The sequence below is a fragment of the Roseomonas sp. KE0001 genome, assembly GCF_016107285.1.
In the GTDB taxonomy this organism is placed as follows: domain Bacteria; phylum Pseudomonadota; class Alphaproteobacteria; order Acetobacterales; family Acetobacteraceae; genus Pseudoroseomonas.
On the sequence record NZ_RCVQ01000006.1, the window covers coordinates 1 to 22972 of the forward strand.

A 22972-nucleotide genomic window follows, 5' to 3' on the forward strand; every position below is an offset into this window, starting at 1 on the left:
GGACGCTCCTCAGGTTCCGGGAGGATGGTTCTCGGCCCCGAGGCTACCGGCCAGGGCGGGGCTGCGGAAGGGGGCCGCGGCCGGAACGGAAAAAGCGAAAAAAACCGCGCGGACCGCTCTTGCGCGCCCCGGGGGGCACGGTTATATCGCGCCACCTCACCGGGGGGCCATAGCTCAGTTGGGAGAGCGCTTGAATGGCATTCAAGAGGTCGTCGGTTCGATTCCGATTGGCTCCACCACGGTTTCAAGGGCCTGGCTTCGCAAGAAGCCGGGCCCTTTCGTTTTGGGCCACGTGCCGGCAGCCTCTCCGCGCTCGGCGGCCCATGCCGCGCGGCGAATAATTCCTCTTTTGGAGAAAAACTGCTCTCGTTAAGCTACCCTGGGTTTTGTGGAGCGCCTGCCGTGAAGATCGTCCTCGCCGCCCTGGCGGCCGCCGCCGTGCTGCTGCCGACCCTGTCCGAGGCGGCGCCCCGCAAGGCCGCGGTCGAGCCCTCGCCGGCGCGGCTCGCCCAGCAGGAGCGGATGCGCGGCTGCAACGCCACCGCGCGGGAGCAGTCGCTGCGCGGCCAGGGGCGCAAGGACTTCATGCGGACCTGCCTCTCCCACCGTTGAGCGCGTCCGCGCCCGGCCGCTTGCCTCCCCCCTCCGCGCGGGCCTATCCGGTCGGTCTCTTCCGACAGCAGGATCGGCCATGTCCCAGGACCCGCTTCCCGCCCTGAACGACGCGGCGCTGAACGACGCGGCGCTGCGGGACCGCGCCGTGCGCGCCGCGCAGGGGCTCGCGCCCTTCGATCAGCTGCTGACCGGCGCGCGGATCGCCGACATGGCGACCGGCGAGCTGCGCGCGGCGGATCTCGGCCTGGTCGGGCCGCTGATCGCCAGCGTCCACGCCCCCGGCACGCGCGCCGATGCCGCGATGGTCGAGGCGCTGCCGGGCCGGATCCTCGCGCCGGGGCTGATCGACACGCACATGCATGTCGAAAGCTCGATGGTGACGCCGCGCCGCTATGCCGAGACGGTGCTGCCCCAGGGCACCACGACGATCTGCTGGGACCCGCACGAGCTGGCCAATGTCGCGGGGCTGGAGGGGCTGCGCTGGGCCATCGCCGCGCTGCGCGGGCTGCCGCTCCGCGCCCTGCTGCTCGCCCCCTCCTGCGTGCCCTCGGCGCCGGGGCTGGAGCGCGCGGGGGCCAGCTTCGGGCCGGATGAGATGGCGGAGATGCTGTCCTGGCCCGAGGTCGCCGGCGTCGCCGAGGTGATGGACATGCGCGGCGTGCTGGAGCGGGCGCCGCGCATGCGCGGCATCCTGGCGGCGGGGCTGGAGAGCGGCAAGCTGGTCTGCGGCCATGCGCGCGGCCTCTCAGCGGGCGCGCTGCAGGGCTTTGCCGCCGCCGGCGTCACCTCCGACCACGAGATCACCTCCGGTGCCGATCTGCTGGAGAAGCTGCGCGCCGGCCTGGCCATCGAGCTGCGCGGCAGCCACGACTACATCCTGCCCGAGGCGGTCGCGGCGCTCGGCAGCCTGCCGCGCTATCCGCAGACCCTGACGCTCTGCACCGACGATGTCTTCCCGGACGACCTGGTGGCGCGCGGCGGCATGATCGACCTGATCCGGCGGCTGGTACGCCATGGCATGCCCGCGCTGGAGGCGCTGCGGGCGGCGACGCTGAACGCCGCGCAGCGCCTCGGCCGCGCCGATCTCGGCCTGCTCGCTCCCGGCCGCCGCGCCGACCTGATCGTGCTCTCCGACCTGGAGGGGATGATGGTGGAGCGGGTCTATGGCTCCGGCACCCTGCTGGCCGAGGGCGGCCGGCTGGCGGCGCCGCTGCCGGGCGGCGAACCGCCGGGCCTGCGCGACACCATGAGGCTCGCCCCGCTGGCCGCCGGCGATTTCCGCATCGCCGCCCCCGGCCCGACCGCGCGGCTGCGCAGCGTGGCCCAGCCGCGCTTCACCCGCTGGGGCGAGATCGCGGTGCCGGTGCGCGACGGCGCCGCCGTGCTGCCGCCCGAGGTCACGATGCTCGCCGTCATCCACCGCCACGGGCTCGCCCCGGCCCGGCCCTCGCTCGGCGTGCTGGAAGGCTGGGGGTCCTGGCGCGGCGCGCTGGCCACCACGGTCGCGCATGACAGCCACAATCTCTGCGTCTTCGGCCATGATCCGGACGACATGGCGGCGGCGGCGAACGCGCTGATCGCCGCCGGCGGCGGCATGGCGGTGGCCGCTGGCGGCGCGGTGCGGGCGGTGCTGCCGCTGCCCGTCTGCGGCCTGCTCTCCGACGCGCCGGCGGCGGAGGTGGCGGCACGGTTCGCCGCGCTCCGCGCCGCCGCCGACGGCATCGCCGAATGGCAGCCGCCCTACCGCGTCTTCAAGGCCGTGGTCGGCGCGACGCTGGCCTGCAACGCCGGGCCGCATGTGACGGATCTCGGCATCGCCGATGGCGGCACCGGGGCGGTGTTCACCTCGGCGCTGATCGCCTGAACCGCTCAGGCCGCGCCGCCGGGCGGCAGCAGCGCGTCGTCCGTCTCCCGCGCGCGGATCGCCGCCGGTCGCGCCTCGATCCGCGCGACATAACGCTCCAGCGCCGGCCGCTTCTCCAGCACGCCGAAGGCCATGCCCCAGGACAGTTCCGAGCCGAGATAGACATCGGCGGCCGAGAAGCGCTCGCCCAGCAGGTAGTCGCCCTGGCCCACCGCCGCCTCCAGCACCGCCATCACCCGGTCCTTGCTGCCGTAGCCGACCATGGCCTCCTTGTCGGGCGGCACGGTGACGCCGAGGGCGGTGTCGCTGACCACCGCCTCCACCGGCCCGGCGCCGAAGAAGAGCCAGCGGTAATAGGCGCCGCGCAACGGGTCCCGCGGCGCCGGGGCAAGGCCGGCGGCGGGAAAGGCATCGGCCAGGTAGGCGCAGATCGCCGCCGCCTCGGTCACCACCGCCGCGCCATGGCGCAGGGCCGGCACCTTGCCCATGGGATTGACCGCCAGATAGGCCGGCGCCCTCATCGGCGGCCCATAGGCCAGGATCTCGGTCCGGTAGGGCTGCCCGATCTCCTCCAGCATCCAGCGCACGATCCGCCCGCGCGACATGGGGTTGGTGTAGAAGACGAGGTCGTCACTCATGCGGGAGTCCTCACGAAAGGATGCGGCAGGAAGGCGATGCCGCGCCGGATCAGCCGGCGCAGCAGGAGCGCGCCCCGTGCTCGTCGGCGTATTCGTCATGGCGCCGCACCCAGTCCATCGTGCCGCTTTCGTTGCGGCCGAGCGGCAGCCGGTCCATCAGCATGAAGGTGCCCATCATCTCCTCCACCCCGCGGGCATAGGTGGAATAGGTGTGGAACACCGCCCCGTCGGCGGTGCGGCCGAAGGCACTCATCCCATGCAGTTCCTCGAAGGCGTCGGCGGCATCGAGGCGGGCATAGTTGTAGTCCACGCTGCCTTCCGCCAGGGCCTCGGGCGGGAAGGAGACGTGGAAGTCCCGGTTGAAGTCGCTGCCGAAGGAGGAGACCCAGGGGAAGCGCCAGCCCATGCGGCGGCGATAGGCCTCGATCTCCGGCAGCGGCGCGCGGGAGACGGCGACCAGGGTGACATCATGGTGGTTCAGATGCGGCAGCATGCCGTCGAAATGATCGGCGAGGAAGGAGCAGCCGGTGCAGCCCGCCTCCCAGCCCGGCGCCAGCATGAAGTGATAGAGGGCGAGCTGGCCGCGGCCCTCGAAGAGATCGCCGAGGCCGCGCGGCCCATGCGGCGTCGCGAAGCGGTAGGGCTTGTCCACCGGGGTCCAGGGCAGGGCGCGCCGCGCGGCGTTCAGCCGGTCGCGCGCCCGGGTATGGGCCTTCTCCTCGAGCAGAAGGGCCCGGCGGGCGGCGAGCCATTCCTGACGCGGCACCACCCGGTGCCCGGTCTGAACCTCGGTCTCCGTCTGGGACATGGTGGAACCTCCGAAGTGGCGGCCATGGCACGGCGGCGCCGTGAGGGCCTTGACTTTTGTGTTGATATCAACATTTAAAGCGGCGTGTCAAAGCCTTCCGAACTCCCCTTCGCGACCACACTGCTGGTGCGCGACACCTGCCTCTGCCTGCATGCCCAGCGCGCCGCCCGCGCCCTCGCCCGCCGTTTCGACGAGGCGCTGCGCCCTCTCGGCCTGACCAATGGCCAGTTCTCCCTGCTGATGTCGCTGAACCGCCCGGAGCCGCCGCCGATGCGGCCGGTGGCGGAGCTGCTCGGCATGGATCGCACCACCCTGACCGCCAGCCTGAAACCGCTGGAACGGCGCGGCCTGGTGCGGGTGGAGCCCGATCCGGAGGACCGGCGCAGCCGCCGCCTGCACCTGACACCGGCCGGCCGCGCCGTCCTGGCCGAGGCCTTCCCGGTGTGGCGGGACACCCACACGGCGGCCGAGGCCGGCCTCGGCGAGGGCGAGGCCGACCGGCTCCGCGCCAACCTGGCGCGGCTCGGCTGAACCGCCCCCTTGCCTCAGATCACCATGCCGCCATCGACATGCAGGCACTGGCCGGTGACGTAGGAGGCCGCCGGCGAGGCCAGGAAGGCGATGGCCGCCGCCACCTCGGCCGGCTGGCCCAGGCGGCGCAGCGGGATATGGTCGCGCACCGCCGCCTCGCGCCCTTCGGCGTTCAGGGCCGCATGGGTGCCCGGATCCTTGGCGATATGGCCGGGCACCACGGCGTTCACCGTCACCGCGGGGGCCCATTCCACCGCCAGGCTCCGCACCAGCGCCTCCACCCCCGCCTTGGCCGCGGCGGAGGCGGGGAAGAGCGTGCCGCCGGGGTGGAAGTGGTGCGCGACGAAGGAGGAGACGGCGACCAGCCGCGGATCCTGGCCCGCCGCCAGCAGCGGCCCCGCCGCACGGGCCAGCCGCAGCAGGGCCCAGAGGATGGTGTCCTGGCTGCGCGCGAAGGCCGCGTCGGTCAGGTCGCGCAGCGCCGTGCGGTCGGCGAAGCCGGCATTGGAGACCAGCACGTCCAGCCCGCCCAGGCGGGCGGCCGCCTCGGCCACCAGCCGCTCGGGCGCCCCGGCCTCGGCCAGGTCGGCCAGCAGCACGCCGGCCTCGGCGCCCGCCGACCGCGCCTCGGCGGCGACACGCTCCGCCCCCTCGCGGTTGCCCCGCGCGTGCAGCACGAGCGCCACGCCGGGCGCGGCCAGCAGCCGTGCCGTCGCCGCGCCGATGCCGCTCGCCGCGCCGGTGATCAGGATCTTCCGTTCGGCCATGCGCCGCTTCCCCTCTCTTGCCCGGCCGGCAGGATAGGGGGAGGTGCCTTGCGGCCCCAAGGGGCTCCCCGCATCCTGGGCGCATGGCAAAGCCCAAGAAGGAGGAATCGCCGGCATGCTGACCGTCCTGGAGCCCGAAGGCCTCTATCCCGACACCCTTCTCGAGGAGGAGATCCTCGGCCCCGGCGTGCGGGTGGTCCGCGGCGGCGGCCCCGGCGGCGTGGAGGAACTGCCCGACGCGCTCTGCGCCGAGGCGGACGGACTGTTCATCTTCCGTCACTGGCTGCCGGGCAGCCAGCTGCACCGCTTCCCGAAGCTCAAGGTGGTGGTGCGGATGGGCGTCGGCTACGACCGGCTCGACCGTCCGGCCCTGGCGGAGCGGGGCATCGCCGTCTGCAACGTGCCCGACTACGGCACCACCGAGGTGGCCGACCACGCCGTCGCCCTGGCGCTGACGCTGCGGCGCGGCATCGCCCTGCACCACGACCTGCAGCGCGGCACGCCGCCCGCCGCGTGGCGCTACCTCGACAGCCCGCTGATCCAGCGGGCCAGCGAGCAGGATTTCGGCATCATCGGGCTCGGCCGCATCGGCACCGCCGTGGCGCTGCGCGCCAAGGCCTTCGGCTTCCGCGTGCGCTTCTACGACCCCTATCTGCCGAACGGGGTGGACCGGGCGCTGGGCATCCAGCGGGCGCGCAGCCTGGAGGCGCTGCTGGAGGAGACCGACACGCTCTCGCTGCACGCGCCACTGACCCGCACCACCGCCGGCCTGCTGGACGAATCGGCGCTGCGCCGCCTGCGCCCCGGCGCGGTGGTGGTGAACACGGCGCGCGGCCCCATGCTGGACCTGGACGGGCTGGAGGCCTGCCTGCGCGATGGCCATCTGGCCGGGGCGGGCCTCGACGTGCTGCCGCAGGAGCCGCCGGTGGCGCCGGAGCACCCGCTGCTGGCGGCCTATCGGGCGCGCGAGCCCTGGCTGGCCGGGCGGCTGATCGTCACGCCGCACAGCGCCTTCCACACGCCGCACGCTTTCCAGGACATCCGGGTGAAGAGCGCGGAGACGATGCGGGACGTGCTGGTGGAGGGCCTTGCCAGCAACGTGATCCCGCCCGGCGCCGACTGAATCGAAGGAGGTCTGCACGCAAAGGTTGCGCTAAGGGTATGCAAAGGTTCTAGAACGCGATTCAGCGATAGATATACCACTCGAATAAATGTTCTTGTTTCCTTACACCCTCAAAGGTGTATATCACGGTTTAGTGAACCACTCCGGTTCGCGGATGCAGCATAACCCTTAACGCAAACTTGCCATGCGGACACAACCGCTAGGCATCATACCCTCCCCAAAGGGAACCCTTGATGCTTGCTGACCCTGCCGCCCACAGCCTGCATGTCGTGCTGGACGTCTCCAGGCTGCTGGGCTGCGGCCGCAAGCGCACCCCTTCGGGAATCGATCGGGTCGAGCTGGCCTATGCCCGCCACTGGCTCGGCCTGCCGCCCGGCGCCTGCACCTTCGTCGGCCAGGAACTGCAGGGCGGCTTCGCGGAACTGCCCCGGACCCTCGTCGCCGACCTCGTGGCGGCGCTCACCGAGGCCTGGGACAGCGGCCTCTCCAACAGCCCCGCGCTGCGCCGCGCCGCCCGCATCGGCACCCTGGCGCGCGGCCGGCTGCTGCTCGGCTTCGGCCGCGCCGACCTCGCCCGCCTCCTCGGCAGCGGCCGGCGGCTCGCCTTCCTGCTGGTCTCGCACCAGGCGCTCGACCGCGCCGGCCCGATCGAGTCGCTGCGCCAGGGCGGCTGCGCCTTCGTGCCGCTGATCCACGACCTGATCCCGGTCTCGCACCCCGAATACGCCCGGCCCGGCCAGGCGGAGAAGCACCTGCGGCGCATCGGCGTCACCGCCAGCCTGGCCGATGGCGTGATCGTCAACTCCGCCGCCACGGCCGAGGCGCTGGCCCCCCACCTGGCCGGGCGGCCCCTGCCGCCGCCGGTGCTCATCGCGCCGCTCGGCATCGACACGCCGCGCCATGCCGGGCCCGCCTCCGGCGCGGACCCCTACTTCGTCGTCCTCGGCACCATCGAGCCGCGCAAGAACCACCTCCTGCTGCTGCACCTGTGGCGCGAGCTGGCGCGCCTCGGCAGCGCCACGCCGCGCCTGCTGATCATCGGCAAGCGTGGCTGGGAGAACGAGAACGTCGTCGACATCCTGGAGCGCTGCACGGCGCTGAACGGCATCGTGCAGGAGATCGGCCAGCTCCCGGACCGCAAGGTCTCCGAGCTGCTGCTGGGGGCCCGCGCGCTGCTCTTCCCCTCCTTCGCCGAGGGCTATGGCCTGCCGCTGGCCGAGGCCCTGGCCGCCGGCGTGCCCAGCATCTGCTCCGACCTGCCGGCGCTGCGCGAGGTCGGCGCCGAGGTGCCGGACTATCTCGACCCGCTGGACGGCAGCGCCTGGCGCCGGGCCGTCCTCGACTACGCGCGGCCGGACAGCCCCGCCCGCGCCGCCCAGCTCGCCCGCCTGCAGGGCTGGCGGGCGCCCGAGTGGCAGGACCACTTCGCCATGGTGGAGCGCCTGCTGGAGACCGTGACCGAACACCGCCTGGGCGCGCCGCAGGGCCGCCGCGCCGGCCGGCGCCTCCCCGCGCTGCGTCCCGCCGTCGCCCGCCCCGCCTGGTCCGCCACGCGGCCCGGGATGGTGGCCCGCGACGAGGCGGTGCCGTGAGCCTCCGCCGCCGCGCGGAACCCTCCTCATGAACGCCATGCCGCAGCGCCCGCCCAATCCGCCGCGCCCGGCGGGCGGCGCCATCGCCATCGTCGGCGCCGCCTGCCGCCTGCCCGGCGCGCCCGATCTCGACGCCTTCTGGCGGCTGCTGGAAAGCGGCTCCGACGCCGTCGGCACCCTGCCGGCCGATCGCTTCGCCCAGGCCGCCTTCCACCACCCGCGCAAGGGCGAGCCGGGCCGCAGCTACAGCTTCGCCGCCGGCCATCTGGGCGACATCGCCGGCTTCGACGCCCCCGCCTTCGGCCTCTCCCCGCGCGAGGCGGTGGAGATGGACCCGCAGCAGCGCCTGCTGCTGGAGGTGGCCTCGGAGGCGCTGGAGGATGCCGGCTGGCCGGCCAGCCGCCTGGCCGGCCGCGCCATCGGCGTCTGGATCGGCGGCTCCTCGACCGACCATGCCGAGCTGCGCCTGGGCGACGCGGCGGGCACCGACCGGTACTTCATGACCGGCAACACCCTGTCGATCCTGGCCAACCGCCTGACCAACGTCTTCGACCTGCGCGGCCCGGGCCAGACGGTGGACACAGCCTGCTCCTCCTCGCTCGTCGCGCTCGACGCCGCCGTGGCGGCGCTGCGCGCCGGCCGCGTCGAGGCGGCGCTGGTCGGCGGCGTGCAGCTGCTGCTCTCGCCCTTCGCCTTCATCGGCTTCTCGCGCGCCGGCATGCTCTCGGCCCGGGGCCGTTGCCAGGCCTTCGACGCGGCGGCGGACGGCTATGTGCGCGGCGAGGGCGCCGGCCTCGTCGTGCTGAAGCCGCTGGCCGCCGCGCTGGCGGCGGGCGACGCCATCCGCGGCGTCCTTCTCGGCACCGGCACCAATGCCGCCGGCCGCACCATCGGCCTCTCGCTCCCCGACCGCGAGGCGCAGGCGGCGCTGCTGGAGCGCGTCCTGGCCGAGAGCGGCGTGCGGCGCGAGGCCCTGGCCTATTTCGAGGCGCACGGAACCGGCACCCAGGCCGGCGACCCGGCGGAGAGCTGGGCCATCGGCACCGCCCTGGCCCAGGGCCGCGCCGCACCGCTGCCGGTCGGCTCGGTGAAGACCAATATCGGCCATCTGGAGCCGGCCTCCGGCATGGCCGGGCTGCTCAAGGCCCTGCTGGTGCTGGAGCATGGCGCGCTGCCGCCCAACCTGCACTTCCGCGAGCCCAATCCGAACATCGACTTCGCCGGGCTGAACATCCGTGTCCCCACCGCGCTGGAGCGGGTGGAGATCGGTCCGGACGCGGTGATCGGCGTCAACAGCTTCGGCTTCGGCGGCACCAACGCGACGCTGCTGCTGGGCGCGCCACCGGCTCCCGCCGGAGCCGGAGCCGGAGCCGGAGCCGGAGCGGGGGGCGGAACGGCGGCGGAGGGGCCACCGCCGCCGCTGCTGCTCAGCGCCCGCTCGGAGGCGGCGCTGCGCGGCCTGGCGGCCCGCTGGCGCGACCGGCTGGACACGGCCGCCGAGCCTGGCCTGCCCGCCCTGCTGCGCGGCGCCGCGCGCCACCGCGACCTGCATGCCCACCGGCTGGCGCTGCGCGGCACCAACCGCGCCGCGCTGCGCGCCGGGCTGGAGTCCTGGCTCGCCGGCGGGCGGCCGACCGCGGTCCGCCAGGGCGTGGCGCGGCGCCCCGCCACGGGCGGCATGGCCTTCGTCTTCTCCGGCAATGGCAGCCAGTTCCCCGGCATGGCGCGCGAGGCCATGGCGCACAACGCCGCCTTCCGCGCCGCCGTCGAGCAGGCCGACAGCCTCCTCGCCCCGCTCACCGGCTGGTCCGGCGCCGCGCTGCTGGCCGAGGGCGTCACCGCCGAGGCCCTGGCCGGGACCGACCATGCCCAGCCGCTGCTCTTCCTGGTGCAGCACGGCATGCTGGCCGCGCTGGCCGCCGAGGGGCTGCGGCCGGATCTCTGCCTCGGCCATTCGGTGGGCGAGGTGGCGGCGGCGCTGGCGGCGGGCATCCTGACGCTGGAGCAGGCGGTGCGGCTGGTGGTCGCCCGCTCCCGCGCGCAGCACGCCCGGCGCGGCTTCGGCCGCATGGCGGCGCTCGGCGCCGGGCCGGACGAGGCCGCCCCCCTGCTGGCCGCCCTGCCCGCGGACGAGGCCGGCTGGCGGGCGGAGATCGCCGCCTACAACGCGCCCGACGCCATCACCGTCGCCGGCCCCGAGGCGGCGATCGAGGCGCTGCTCGAGGCGGCGAAGGCGCGGCGCCTCTCGGCCGTGCGGCTCGACCTCGATTACGCCTTCCATTCCGCCGCCATGGAGCCGGCGCGCGCGGCGCTGTCCGCCGACCTCGCCGGGCTGCGCGGCGGCCCGGAGCGCATCGCCTTCCTCTCCTCCGTGACCGGCGGCAAGCTGCCCGGACCGGCGCTGGACGCGGAATACTGGTGGCGCAACCTGCGCGAGCCGGTGCGCTTCCGGGCCGCGGTGCAGGCCGCGGTGGACCATGGCGCGCGGCTCTTCCTCGAGATCGGGCCGCATCCGGTCCTGCAATCCTACCTGCGCGAGAGCCTGCGCGCCGCCGAGGCCGAGGCGCCGGTCCTGCCGGGCCTGTCGCGCCGCGACCCGCCGGGCGATCCGTTTCCCGCGCTGGCCGACCGCGCCATCACGCAGGGCGCCGATCCGCGCCGGGGCCCCTCCTGGCAGGGGCCGGCGCTGCGCCGCGGCCTGCCCCTCACCCCGTTCGACCGGCAGCGCCACTGGTTCACGCCCAGCGCCGAATCCGCCCGGCTGACCGACCCGCTGACCGATCATCCCCTGCTCGGCCAGCGCCACGGCACCGAGCCGGGCCGCTGGTCGCGCCTGCTCGACACCGCCCTCGAGCCCTGGCTGGCGGATCACCGCCTGGCCGGGGAGGCGGTGCTGCCGGCGGCCGCCATGCTGGACCTGGCGCTGGCCGCCGCCGCGCGCTTCTTCCCCGAGGCCCCGGCGCTGGAGCTGCGCGACACGCTGATCCTGCGCGCCCTGCCGGTCTCGGCCGCGACGCGGGAGCTGCGCTGCACGGTGGAGCCCGAGGCCGGGCTGTTCCTGATCGAGAGCCGGCCGCGCCTGTCCGCCGAAGGCTGGACGCTGCATGCGCGCGGCACGATCGGCCCGGCCCCGCTGGAGGCCCTGGCAGAAGCCCTCGCCGTGCCGCCGGCCGGGGAGGGTGAGGAGGCGCCGGGCGCCGCGCTGGTCGCCTCCGCCGCGCGCTTCCATCTCGACTACGGCCCGGCCTTCCGGCCGGTGACGCGGATGCGGCTGGCCGGGGATGGCGCCGCCCTCCGCCTCGCCCTCGCCCTGCCGCCCGAGGCCCCGCCGGACGAGGCCGGCTGGCTGATCCATCCGGTGCGCCTCGATGGCGCGCTGCAGGGCATGCTGGAGCTGCTGGCCCGCGCCGGCGAGGATGACGGCCGCGCCGCCGCGCCGGTCCGGCTGGGGCGCATGGTGCTGCGGCGCGGCGCGCCCGTGCCGGTCACCGCGGATCTCCGCCGCGGCCATCGCGGCACGCGATCGGACCAGTGCCACGTGGCGCTGCGCGACGGCAGCGGGCGGCTGGTGGCGCGGCTCGAGGACTGCTGGATGCAGCGCTTCCGGCTGGCGCCGCCGCCGCGCGTGGAGGAGGCGCTGTTCCGCGTCGAGGACGAGCCTTCGCCGCGGCCCGGGGCGCCGCCCGCCCTCGACCTGGATGCCGCCGTCGGCGCCGGCCTCGCCGAGGACGCCAGCCGCGACCTGGCCGAGACCGCCCTGCTGCTGGAGGGCCATGTGGTGGCCAGCGCCCATGCCGCGCTGCGCGCCCGCGCCCGGCCGGACGGGCTGCTGCCGGCCGCCGGCCTGTCGACCTATGCCCTGGCCCTGCTGCGCGCCCTCGCCGAGGACGGGCTGGCCGAGCCCGGCCCCGCCGGCTGGCACCTGCCCGAGGCGCCCGACCTGCCCGAGCCGGGCGCGATCTGGCAATCGGTGCTGGCCGAGCAGCCCGGCCTCGCGCACGAACTGGCCTGGCTGGCCCTGGCGGCCGAGCGGCTGCCGCGGGTGCTGGACAGCGGCCTGGCCCTGAGCGGCCCCCCGCCTGCCGGCCCCGCGCCTGCCGACCAGGCCCCGGACAGCCCGCCGCCGGAGGCCGCCGGCTTCGAGCGGCTGGCGGCCGTCCTGGCCCAGGCCGTGGCGCGGCTGGTGCAGGAATGGCCGGAGGACCGGCCGCTGCGCGTGCTCGAGGTGGGCGCGCAGGGCGGCCCGCTGACCCGCGCGCTGCTGGCGGTGCTGGGCGGCAGCGGCCGCGCCGTCCACTACACCGCCGCCGCGGCGCCGGAGGAGGCGCTGGCCGCCACCCTGCCGCCGCTGACCGGCCGGGTCGACTACACCCTGGCGCTCTGGCAGCCCGGGGCCGGGCCGCCGCCGGGGCCCGCCGATCTCGTGGTGGGGCTGGCCGCCGCCGCGCGCGGCCGCCTGGGCACCGCCCTGCTGCCCGCCCTCTCCACCGCCCTGTCCGAAGGGGGCACCCTGCTGCTGGCCGAGCCGCAGCCCGGCCGCGCCTGGAGCTTCGCCTGCGGCCAGGACGCCGGCTGGTGGGAGAACGGCGCCCCGCCCCTGCCCGCCGCCGCCGCCTGGGAGACCGCCTGCGCGGCGCCGGAATGGCAGCGGGCCTGGGTCTCGGAGCTGGTCGCCGCCCCCTGGCCCGCTTTGCTGGTGGCCGCCCGCGCCCTGCCCCGCGCCGCGCGGACGGCCCCGGCTGCCGCCGACGCCCGGGGCTTCTTCCATCTGCAGGCCGATCCCCCCAGCGCCGCCCTGGCCCAGGCGCTCGGCGCCGCGCTGGAGACCGCCGGGGCGCGGGTCGAGCACCACGGGCTGGAGGAGGCCGCGCGGATCGCGCCGCGCCAGCTGCAGGACCGGCACGTGCTGCTGCTGGCGCGCCCGGACGCCGCGGCGCTCCCCGCCACCCTCGCCCGGGTGACGCGCCTGGCCGAGGCGGCGCAGGGCAGCGCCGCCAGCCTCACCCTGCTGCTCGGCGACACCGCGCGGGAGCCCGAGGCGGCGGCGCTGCTCGGCCTTGGCCGCGTGCTGGCCAACGAGATGCCGGGCCTGCGGCCGCGCCGAATCGGACTCGCCACCATGCCGGAGGAACGCGCCCTCGCCCGCCTGCTGCCGGAGTTGCTGCCCAATCCCTCGGCCGATCCCTCGGCCGATCCGTCCTCCGGGGCCGGCGCGGCGCGCGAGCCCGAGCTGCTGCTCTCGGCCCGCGCCTGTCTGCGGCCGCGCCTGCGCCCGGGCGCGGCCCCGCCGGCGGCGCCGCGCGGCCCGGCCCGCCTCGTCGTGCGCCAGCCCGGCCAGCTCGGCACGCTGGGCTGGGAGGCCTTCGACCTGCCCGAACCCGGCCCCGGCGAGGTCACGGTGCGCGTCTCCGCCGCCGGGCTGAACTTCCGCGACCTGATGTGGGCGCAGGGCCTGTTGCCGGAGGAGGCGCTGCTCTCGGGCTTCGCCGGGCCGACGCTGGGGATGGAGATGGCCGGGCTGGTCGAGCGGGCCGGACCGGGCAGCGGCTTCCAGCCCGGCGAGGCGGTGTTCGGCTTCGCCCCCGCCGCCCTGGCCAGCCGGGTGCTGACGCGCGGCGCGGCCCTGGCCCGCCTGCCGGACGGGCTCGGCTTCGCCGCCGCCGCCGGCCTGCCGGTCGCCTTCATGACGGCGATCTACGCGCTGGAGCATTGCGCCAGGCTGCGGCGCGGCGAGACGGTGCTGATCCATGGCGGCGCCGGCGCCGTCGGCCTCGCCGCGCTGCAGGTGGCGCGCGCCGCCGGGGCCCGGGTCGCCGCCACCGCCGGCAGCGCCGCCAAGCGCGCCTTCCTGCGGGCCGCCGGGGCGGAGCTGGTGCTGGACAGCCGCGACCCCGGCTTCGCCGACCGGCTGCGTGCCGCCTGGCCGGGCGGCGTGGATGTCGTGCTGAACTCCCTGGCCGGCGAGGCGATGGAGCGCAGCCTCGGCCTCGTCGCGCCCTTCGGCCGCTTCGTCGAGCTGGGCAAGCGGGACTTCTTCGAGAACCGCCGCCTCGGCCTGCGCCCCTTCCGGCAGAACATCACCTATTTCGGCGTCGATGTGGATCAGCTGCCGAGCGCGCGGCCGGAGCTGGCCGGCGCCCTGCTGGGCGAGATCGCCGCCCGTATCGGGGCCGGCACCCTGTCGCCGCTGCCCCATGCCTTGCGCCCGGCGGCGGAGGCCGAGGCCGCCTTCCGCACGCTGCAGGCCAGCGCCCATATCGGCAAGCTGGTGCTGGCCCCGCCGCCGCTGCCCGAGCCCGCCCGCCCCGCCGGCGCCGGCTGGGCGCCGCCCGCCGGCACCATCCTGGTGGTCGGCGGCACGCAGGGCTTCGGCTTCGAATGCGCCAAGTGGCTGGCGGCGCGCGGCGCCACCGACCTCGCCCTGCTGTCGCGGCGCGGCGGCACGGCGCCCGGCGCCGATGCGGCGCTGCGCGCCCTGGCCGCGCTCGGCGCCCGCGCCAGCCTGCACGCCGCCGATGCCGCCGATCCGGCGGCGCTGGAGGGCGCGCTGGCCCGCATCCGCGCCGAGGGGCGGCCGCTGGTCGGCGTCGTCCAGGCCGCCGCCGTCTTCGACGATGCCGCGGCCACCGCGCTGGACGCGCGGCGCTTCGCCGCCGTGCTGGCGCCGAAGCTCGCCGCCGCCGAGGCGCTGGACCGGCTGACGCGCCAGGATCCGGTGAAGCTCTTCCTCCTGTTCTCCTCGGCCACCACGGCCATGGGCAATCCGGGACAGGCGAACTACGTGGCCGCCAACATGGCGCTGGAGGCGCTGGCGCGGCGCCGGCGGGCGGAGGGGCTGCCGGCGCTGGCGGTGGGCTGGGGCCCGATCGCCGATGCGGGCGTGCTGGCCGGCGATGCCGCCACCGCCGGGACCCTGGCGCGGCGCCTCGGCGTCGAGGCCATGACGGCCGCCGAGGCGCTCTCGGCCCTGCCGGCCATGCTGGCCAGCGGCGCGCCGGTCCTGGCCCTCGCCCGCGTCGGCTGGCGCGAGGCGCGCATGGCGCTGCCGATCCTGGAGGAGCCGCTGTTCTCGCGGGTGCGCGGCCGCGCCGAGCCCCTGCCCGAGGCCGGCGGGCTGCGCGCGCATCTGCAGTCCCTGCCGCCCGAGGCCGCCCGCGCCCTGCTGCGCCAGACGGTGCAGGAGGAGGTGGCGCGCATCCTGCGCCTGCCGCCCGAGGCGGTGCCGGTGGACGCGCCGGTCGCCGGCCTCGGCCTCGACAGCCTGGGGGGGCTGGAGCTGCGCGGCGCGCTGGAGCAGCGCCTGGCGATGCCGGTGCCGCTCGCCTCGGTGACGGAGGAGCTGACCATCGACAGCCTGGCGCGCAAGCTGGCCGAGGGCCTGGGCGGCGGCGATGACGGGCTGGCCGGGCTGGTCGAGCAGTTCGAGCCGAGCCGGGCGGCGACGCCGGAGGCGGCGGCGGAATGAGGTCTCTCTCCCGCAGGGGCGGCACCCCGTGGCGGAGGCGTCCATGAGGACCAGGGAAGCACGCGCATGACCGTCGGACTGTCCGCCACCGCCCGCATGGCGCTGCTCGCCCGCCTCTCGCGCCGCCGCGACAGCGCCGCCCCGCGCGCCGATGCCGGCAGCGCGCGCGACTTCACGACGCTCCCCGGCATGCGCGACTTCGCCCTGCTGAAGACCGCCATCGAATCGCTCGACCTGCGCCAGCCCTTCTTCCGCGCGCATGACGGGCTGGCCGGGGCGCACAGCCGCATCGGCGGGCGCGAAGTGGTGAACTTCGCCAGCTACAACTATCTCGGCCTGAACGACGATCCGCGCGTGCAGGCGGCGGCGAAGGCGGCGATCGAGCGCTACGGCGTCTCGCCCTCCGGCTCGCGCATCACCTCGGGCGAGCGCGACCTGCATCTCGCGCTGGAAGCGGCGCTGGCCGAATGGCACGGCGCCGAGGCGGCGCTGACCTTCGTCTCCGGCCATGCCACCAACGTCACCACCATCGGCCACCTGATGGGCCCGCGCGACATCGTGGTGCATGACGCCGCCATCCACAATTCCTGCACCGAGGGCATCCGCCTCTCGGGCGCGCGCCGCATCCCCTTCGCGCACAACGACATGGCAGCGGCCGAGCGCGAGATGGCGGCGGCGCGGCGCGGCGCCCAGGGGGCCTCGACCCGCGCCCTGTTGCTGGTCGAGGGCCATTACAGCATGGATGGCGACGCGCCGGATCTGGCGCGCTGCGTCGGCATCGCCCGCAGGCACGACGCCTGGCTGATGGTGGACGAGGCGCACAGTCTCGGCGTGCTCGGCGCCACCGGGCGCGGCGTGGCCGAGGCGCAGGGTGTCGACCCGGCCGGCGTCGATCTCTGGATGGGCACGCTGTCCAAGACCCTGTCGGCCTGCGGCGGCTATATCGCCGCGCGGGCCGACGTGATCGACTGGCTGCGCCACACCGCGCCGGGCTCGGTCTATTCCGTCGGGCTGGCGCCGCCGCTGGCCGCCGCCGCGCTGGAAGCGCTGCGCATCCTGCGCGCCGAGCCGGAGCGCGTGGCGCGGCTGCAGGCCAACGGCCGGGCGCTCCGCGAGCGCATCCGGGCGCGCGGCTTCGACACCGGAGCGGGCCAGGGCGGGGCCATCCTGCCGGTGGTCCTCGGCTCCTCGGTGCGCACGGTGAAGGTGGCGGCGGCGCTGCTGGAGCGCGGCGTCGCGGTGCAGACGGTGATCTTCCCGGCCGTGCCGGAGCAGTCGGCACGGCTGCGCTTCTTCCTCTCCGCCGACCACAGCGAGGCCGATCTCGACCACGCCGCCACCGCGCTGGCCGAGGCCGCCGCCGGCATCGGCCGGGTGGAATCCCTGCCGGGCCTGGCATGACCCGGCAGGGCGGCGCCTTCCCGGCCGGGCCGGTCGGCCTCAGCGCCGCCGGGACGGAGATCCGCCGCGTCACCACCCCGGCCGAGGCCGAGCTCTTCATCCGCCTGCCGGCGCTGCTGGGCGGCGCCGCCGCCGGCTGGTCGGTGCCGCTCTTCGCCGACACAAGGCGCATCTTCGACGCTGGCTTCAACACCGCGCTCGCCGAATGGACGGTGCCGCGCTGGCTGGCCTGGCGCGACGGCCGCCCGGTGGGCCGCATCGCCGCCGCCTGGCCGCGCGACGGCGCCGCGACGGCGGGCCTCGGCAGCTTCGGCTTCCTGGCGCTGGAGCGCGACCCGGCGGTGCTGGCCGCGTTGCTCGACACGGCCGCCGGCTGGCTGGCGGAGCGGGGCGCGACGCGCCTGCGGGGCCCCTTCTCCTTCACGATCAACCACGAGATCGGCCTGCTGGTCGAGGGTGGCGCGCTGCCCATGCCGCGCATGCCGCGCAATCCCGCCTGGCTGCCGCCGATGCTCGACGCGCTCGGCCTGGCCCGGGAGAAGGACGTGCTGGCCTGCACCCTCGACACCGCCACCGAGTCGCACCGCGCGGCCTCCGCTCCGCGCCTCGCCGCCTGGTCCGGGCGCGGCGAGCTGCGCATCCGGCCGCTGCGGCGCCGGGGCCTCGGGCGCGAGGTCGCGCTGATCCGCGACATGTTCAACGACGCCTGGGCGGAGAACTGGGGCGCGCTGCCGGTCTCCGCCGCCGAGGCCGGCACCATGAAGCGGCTGCTGCGCCCCATGCTGCTGGCCGGCGGCGGCTATTTCGCCGAATGGCGCGGCGAGCCGATCGGGCTCGCCATGCTGCTGCCGAATGTCGAGGCCGCCACCGCGCGGCTCGATGGCCGGCTGCTGCCGCTGGGCTGGGCGCGGATGCTGCGCGCCCTGATCGATGGCCAGGGCAGCGCACGGCTGCCGATGTTCGGCATCCGCCGCGCCTGGCGTGGCACCGAGGCCGGGCGCATGGCCGCCGGCGCACTGCTGGCGGCCGCGATCGGCCATGCCGAGCGCCGCGGCTGGCGGCGGGTCGAGATCTCCTGGATCCTGGAGGACCATCGCGGCATGCTGCGGCTGATGGACAGCCTCCCCGCGCCCGTCACGGGCCGATGGCGGATCTGGGGCGCTCCACTGCCCCTGGCTGCCAATCGGGCCGTCATTGCATCCACAGATTGACAGGGTTCGCGCCACCCGCTTTCAAGGGTGCAACGATGTCGGCCGCGGCCCCTCCTCCTCCACCCAAGCGCTTCCTGTTCCTGCAGGGGCCGATCTCGCCCTTCTTCGATGAGGTCGGCGCCGGGCTGCGGGCGCTGGGCCATCAGGTCCATCGCATCAACCTCAATCTCGGCGACCGCTTCTTCTGGCGCGGCCCCGGCGCCGTCGATTTCCGCGGCCGTGCCGCCGAATGGCCGGACTTCATCGCCGCCTTCCTGGACCGGCACGGCATCACCGACATGGTGCTGATCGGCGAGCAGCGGCCCTACAACAAGGTCGCCATCGCCGCCGCCGAGGCGCGCGGCATCCGCGTGGCGGTGACCGATTTCGGCTATATCCGCCCCGACTGGATCGTCCTGGAGCGCGACGGCATGAACGCCGCCAGCCGCTTCACCCGCGACCCGGAGGCCATCGTGCGCGAGGGCGCGAAGCTGCCGCCGCCCGACCTCGCCGTGCGCCATCATGACGACTTCCGCAGCCAGGCGGCCTGGGACATGCTCTACCATCTGGCCAGCCTGATGCCCTGGCCCTTCCCGCATTACGACAGCCACCAGCTGCACCACCCGATCCCGGTCTATCTCGGCGTCGCCTGGCGGCTGCTGCGGCGCGGCGCCAGCAACCGGCGGGCGGACGCCATCCTGAAGCGCCTGACCGGGCGCGGGCCGCTCTTCCTGATGGCGATGCAGATGGAGACCGACTTCTCCATCCGCGCCTATTCCCGGTATCGCGACCTCGACACCGTGCTGCACGAGGTGGCCGCCAGCTTCGCGGCCCATGCGCCGGCGGACGCGCACCTGCTGGTGAAGGTGCATCCGCTTGATCCGGGCATGAAGAACTGGAAGCGGCGCAGCGCCCGCATCGCCCGGCAATACGGATTGCAGGAGCGGATGCATTATCTCGGCGGCGGCAACCTCGGCGCCATCGTGGAGCAGGTGCAGGGCGTGGTGACGGTGAACAGCACGGTGGGCCTGCGCGCCATCATCGACCACACGCCGACCTTCGCGCTTGGCGAGGCGATCTACCGCATCCCCGGCCTGGTCTTCTCCGGCCCGCTCGACCGCTTCTGGACCGAGGCGAAGCCGCCCGAGATCCCGCTGCGCGAGGGCTTCCTGCGCTGCATCGCGCACAGCCTGCACATCCGCGGCGTCTACTACAACCGGCCCGGCCTGGATGTCGCCGTGCGCGGAGCGGTGCACCGGCTGCACCACGGGCGGCTCAACCAGCCGGTGCCGGAGCTGATGGCGCCGGACGAGGATCCCGGCACGGCCGCGCCGGGCTGGTACATCCGGCCGGAGCGGCAGCAGGCCTATCCTCCCCAGCCGGCCTGAGGTCGCGCCGCCGCGCGGGCCGGTCCCGAAACCGGGCGCGGCTTCCGGCGTTGCACGGCGGGGCAGCGGGAGCTTGGGGATTTGCGCGACACCTCCGGCATGACAGGTCTCTGGCGTGCCGGCGGAGGCCTGCTGCTGCTGCCTGGCTGCTCCGGCATCCAGTCCGCGCTGGACCCGGCGGGTTTCGAGGCGGCCGAGCTGGCGCGCCTGTTCTGGGTCATGCTGGCCGCCGGCACCATCATCTGGCTGCTGATGCTGGCGCTCTCGCTGCATGCCGCCCGGCGCCGCGCCCGGCCCTGGAGCCCGCGCGCCGCGGGGCGCCTGATCCTCTGGGGCGGCGCGGTGGTGCCGACGCTGCTGCTCGCCGTGCTGCTGGTGTACGGCCTGGTGCTGATGCCGGCGCTGCGCGCCCCCGGCGGGCCGCTCCTCGTCGAGGTCGAGGCCGAGCAGTTCTGGTGGCGCGTCCGCTATCACCCGCCCGGCGGCGCCCCGGTGGTCAGCGCCAACGCGCTGCGCCTGCCGCGCGGCGAGCGGGTCGAGCTGCGCCTCTCCGCGCGCGACGTCATCCATTCCTTCTGGATACCGAACCTGGCCGGTAAGATGGACATGATCCCCGGCCGCACCAACCGCCTGGTGCTGGAGCCGCGGAAGGCGGGGCTCTACCGCGGGGCCTGCGCCGAGTTCTGCGGCGCCTCGCACGCGCTGATGGCCTTCGAGGTCGAGGTGATGGAGCCCGCGGACTTCGCCGCCTTCCTGGCGCGCGAGGCGGCGCCGGCCACCGCCGCGGGGCCGGGCCGCGAGGCCTTCCTGAAGCATGGCTGCGGCGCCTGCCACAGCGTGCGCGGCACCTCGGCGCGTGGCGTGATCGGGCCGGACCTGACGCATCTCGGCGGCCGGCGCGGCCTCGGCGCCGGCATCCTGGAGAACACCGCCGCGCAGCGCGCCGCCTTCATCGCGCGGGTCGGCCAGATCAAGCCGGCCGCGCGCATGCCGGACTACGCCATGCTGCCGCGCGGCGAGCTCGAGGCCATCGCCGGCTGGCTCGGAGACCTGCGATGAGCACGGCGCCGGACGAGGCCCGCCGCGCGGCGCAGGAGGCGCGGCTGGAGCAGGCCTGGGAGACGCCCCGGGGCCTGCGCTACTGGTCGGCGGTGAACAACACCGAGGTGGGGCGCTGGTACACCGCCACCGCCTTCCTGTTCTTCCTCTTCGCCGGCGCGCTGGCGCTGCTGGTGCGGGCGCAGCTCGCCGTGCCGGACAACGACCTGATCCCGGCCGGGCTCTACAACCAGGCCTTCACGCTGCACGGCACGGCGATGATGTTCCTGTTCGCCGTGCCGATCTTCGAGGCTGTGGCGATCCTCATCCTGCCCACCATGCTGGCGGCGCGCGACCTGCCCTTCCCCTGCCTCTCCGCCTATGGCTACTGGTGCTTCCTGATCGGCGGGATCTTCGTCTGCGGCTCGATCCTCTTCAACGCCGCCCCCGATGCCGGCTGGTTCATGTACCCGCCGCTGACCACCGACCCCGCGCTCACCGGCATCGGCGCCGATATCTGGCTGCTGGGCCTCTCCTTCATCGAGGTCGCCTCGATCGCCGCCGCCGTCGAGCTCATCGTCGGCGTGCTGAAGTGCCGGCCGCCGGGGATGCGCATCAACACCATGCCGCTCTATTGCTGGTACGTGCTGATCGTCGGCGGCATGATCCTCTTCGCCTTCCCGCCGCTGATCGCGGGCGACATCCTGTTCGAGCTGGAGCGGCTGGCCGGCTGGCCCTTCTTCGACGTCAGCCGCGGCGGCGACCCGGTGCTGTGGCAGCACCTGTTCTGGATCTTCGGCCACCCCGAGGTCTACATCGTCTTCCTGCCCTCGATCGCGCTGCTGGCGATGATCGTGCCGACCTTCGCGCAGCGGCCGATCATCGGCTATTCCTGGATCGTGCTCGCCGCCGTCGGCACCGGCTTCCTGAGCTTCGGCCTGTGGGTCCACCACATGTTCACCGTGGGCCTGCCGGCGATCTCGCTCGGCTTCTTCTCCGCCGCCTCCGAGGCGGTGGCGATCCCCACGGGCGTTCAGATCTTCGTCTTCCTCGCCACCATGCTGGCGGGGCGGATGACGCGCTCGGTGCCGATGCTCTTCGCTGCCGGCGCGCTCGCCATCTTCATCATCGGCGGGCTGACCGGCGTGATGGTGGCCATCGCCCCCTTCGACTGGCAGGCGCACGACAGCTACTTCGTCGTCGCGCACCTGCACTACGTGCTGATCGGCGGCATGGTGCTGCCGCTGATCGCCGGCGCCTACTACTACTTCCCGCTGGTGATGGCGCGGAAGCTCTCCGACCGGCTGGGCCGCTGGGTGTTCTGGCTGATGTTCCTGGGCTTCAACATCGCCTTCCTGCCGATGCACGTCACCGGGCTGCGCGGCATGCCGCGCCGCGTCTTCACCTATCCCGCCGGCATCGGCTGGGACACGCTGAACCTGGTCTCCTCGATCGGCGCCGCGATCTTCGCCGCCGGCGTGCTGCTCTTCACCTGGGACGCCGTCTGGGGCTATCGCCGCCGCCCGCCGGCGCCGCGCAACCCGTGGAACGCCGGCACGCTGGAATGGCTGAACCCGCTGCCCGGGCCGGAATACGGCGTGCGCAGCGTGCCCGCCATCCGCTCGCGCTACCCGCTCTGGGACGATCCGGACCTGCCGCGCCGTGTCGACCAGGGCCTGGAGTTCCTGCCCGACGCGGAGGAGGGCCGGCGCGAGACGCTCGTCACCTCCGTGCTCGACGCGCGGCCGATCCAGTGCCTGCGCGTGCCCGGCAACAGCTTCCTGCCGATGATCGCGGCGGCGCTGACCGGCGCGGTCTTCATCCTGACCACCTTCCACCTCTACCGGGCGGGGCTGGTCCTCGGCCTTGCCGCCATGGCCGCCATCATCCTCTGGCTCTGGCGCGGCACGGCGGTGATCCCGGAGAAGCGCGAGAAGGACATCGGGCAGGGCGTCGCGCTGCCGCTCTATGCCTCGGGCATCCGCTCGGTCGGCTGGTGGGCGATGTTCATCACCATGACCGGCGACATGACCGCCTTCGCCAGCCTGGTCTTCAGCTACTTCTACTTCTGGACCATCCATCCGGTCTTCCCGCCGCCCGGGCCCGACGGCCTGCCGCTCGGGCCCGGCCTGCTCTGGCCCGGCCTCGCCGCGCTCGCCACCGCCGGCGCCTGGGGGCTGATGCTGGCGGCGCGGCGCTGGAGCGGGCAGGGCGGCATCGCGGCGCCCCGCGCGGCACTGGCCGGCGCGGCGCTGCTGGCGGCGGCGGGCGCCCTGGCCATGCTGGCCGGCCCCTGGGCGGAAGGGCTGGACCCGACCAGCCACGCCTATCCCGCCGCCGTCTGGGTGCTGCTGATCTGGGCGGCGCTGCACCTCGCGCTCGGCATCGTCATGAGCCTCTACGCCCTGGCCCGCAGCCTGGCCGGCCGGCTGACCCCCGAGCACGACATCGACCTGCACAATGTCGTCCTCTACTGGCATTTCGCGGCGCTGACCGGCTTCGTCACCCTGGCGACCGTCGCCCTCTTCCCGCTGGTCGGATGAGGCGGGCGG

The 22972-nt window shown here is 75.0% G+C and carries 14 protein-coding genes and 1 tRNA gene; 12 read left to right on the forward strand and 3 right to left on the reverse strand.

The annotated features are described in order from the left end of the window. Positions 1–163: 163 nt before the first annotated feature. The 3 genes from D9598_RS12885 (at position 164) to D9598_RS12895 (ending at position 2479) form a co-directional block, all read left to right on the forward strand. A tRNA-Ala gene (locus tag D9598_RS12885) sits at positions 164–239 on the forward strand. A 163-nt stretch (positions 240–402) separates the two neighbouring features. Next, on the forward strand, positions 403–612 hold the full coding sequence (locus D9598_RS21390) for a PsiF family protein (RefSeq protein ID WP_198366937.1): 210 nt from the start codon (positions 403–405) through the stop codon (positions 610–612). Positions 613–691: 79 nt separating this feature from the next. Further along, entirely contained in the window at positions 692–2479 is a 1788-nt protein-coding gene (locus D9598_RS12895; protein WP_198366938.1) for an adenine deaminase, read from the forward strand. Between the two features lie 5 nt (positions 2480–2484). Here D9598_RS12895 and D9598_RS12900 read toward each other — a convergent pair whose 3' ends face one another. Together D9598_RS12900 and D9598_RS12905 are read right to left on the reverse strand one after the other, a co-directional pair. Next, complete coding sequence (locus tag D9598_RS12900) at positions 2485–3117, reverse strand: glutathione S-transferase family protein (RefSeq protein ID WP_198366939.1); 633 nt, start codon at positions 3115–3117, stop codon at positions 2485–2487. Between the two features lie 49 nt (positions 3118–3166). Beyond that, positions 3167–3925 carry a thioredoxin family protein gene (locus tag D9598_RS12905; protein WP_198366940.1) on the reverse strand — a complete coding sequence of 253 codons (759 nt, stop codon included), beginning with the start codon at positions 3923–3925 and terminating at the stop codon, positions 3167–3169. Between the two features lie 84 nt (positions 3926–4009). Here D9598_RS12905 and D9598_RS12910 point away from each other — a divergent pair, with 84 nt between their 5' ends. Then, the gene (locus D9598_RS12910; protein WP_198366941.1) at positions 4010–4456 is read left to right on the forward strand and encodes a MarR family transcriptional regulator; all 447 of its coding nucleotides are present in this window, start codon (positions 4010–4012) and stop codon (positions 4454–4456) included. 14 nt (positions 4457–4470) lie between these two features. Here the strand turns inward: D9598_RS12910 and D9598_RS12915 are convergent, their stop codons facing one another. Beyond that, positions 4471–5223: an SDR family NAD(P)-dependent oxidoreductase gene (locus D9598_RS12915; RefSeq protein WP_198366942.1), complete on the reverse strand. Its 753-nt coding sequence runs from the start codon at positions 5221–5223 to the stop codon at positions 4471–4473. A 115-nt stretch (positions 5224–5338) separates the two neighbouring features. Here D9598_RS12915 and D9598_RS12920 point away from each other — a divergent pair, with 115 nt between their 5' ends. The 8 genes from D9598_RS12920 to ctaD all read left to right on the forward strand — a co-directional run bounded on the left by D9598_RS12920 (position 5339) and on the right by ctaD (position 22963). Continuing rightward, on the forward strand, positions 5339–6346 hold the full coding sequence (locus D9598_RS12920; protein WP_198366943.1) for a C-terminal binding protein: 1008 nt from the start codon (positions 5339–5341) through the stop codon (positions 6344–6346). Positions 6347–6579: 233 nt separating this feature from the next. Further along, complete coding sequence (locus D9598_RS12925) at positions 6580–7938, forward strand: glycosyltransferase family 1 protein (protein WP_232477198.1); 1359 nt, start codon at positions 6580–6582, stop codon at positions 7936–7938. Positions 7939–7966: 28 nt separating this feature from the next. Further along, the gene (locus tag D9598_RS12930; RefSeq protein ID WP_198366944.1) at positions 7967–15403 is read left to right on the forward strand and encodes a type I polyketide synthase; all 7437 of its coding nucleotides are present in this window, start codon (positions 7967–7969) and stop codon (positions 15401–15403) included. 66 nt (positions 15404–15469) lie between these two features. Then, positions 15470–16804 (forward strand): aminotransferase class I/II-fold pyridoxal phosphate-dependent enzyme, encoded by a 1335-nt coding sequence (locus tag D9598_RS12935; protein WP_198366945.1) that lies wholly within the window; start codon positions 15470–15472, stop codon positions 16802–16804. Then, on the forward strand, positions 16801–18015 hold the full coding sequence (locus tag D9598_RS12940; RefSeq protein ID WP_198366946.1) for a dATP pyrophosphohydrolase: 1215 nt from the start codon (positions 16801–16803) through the stop codon (positions 18013–18015). The genes D9598_RS12935 and D9598_RS12940 overlap by 4 nt, the downstream gene beginning before the upstream one ends. Before the next feature lie 35 nt (positions 18016–18050). Then, the gene (locus D9598_RS12945) at positions 18051–19382 is read left to right on the forward strand and encodes a capsule biosynthesis protein (protein WP_198366947.1); all 1332 of its coding nucleotides are present in this window, start codon (positions 18051–18053) and stop codon (positions 19380–19382) included. An 81-nt stretch (positions 19383–19463) separates the two neighbouring features. Continuing rightward, on the forward strand, positions 19464–20441 hold the full coding sequence (coxB, locus tag D9598_RS12950) for a cytochrome c oxidase subunit II (RefSeq protein ID WP_232477199.1): 978 nt from the start codon (positions 19464–19466) through the stop codon (positions 20439–20441). Beyond that, positions 20438–22963 (forward strand): cytochrome c oxidase subunit I, encoded by a 2526-nt coding sequence (gene ctaD, locus D9598_RS12955; RefSeq protein ID WP_198366948.1) that lies wholly within the window; start codon positions 20438–20440, stop codon positions 22961–22963. The genes coxB and ctaD overlap by 4 nt, the downstream gene beginning before the upstream one ends. The last annotated feature ends 9 nt before the right edge of the window (positions 22964–22972 follow it).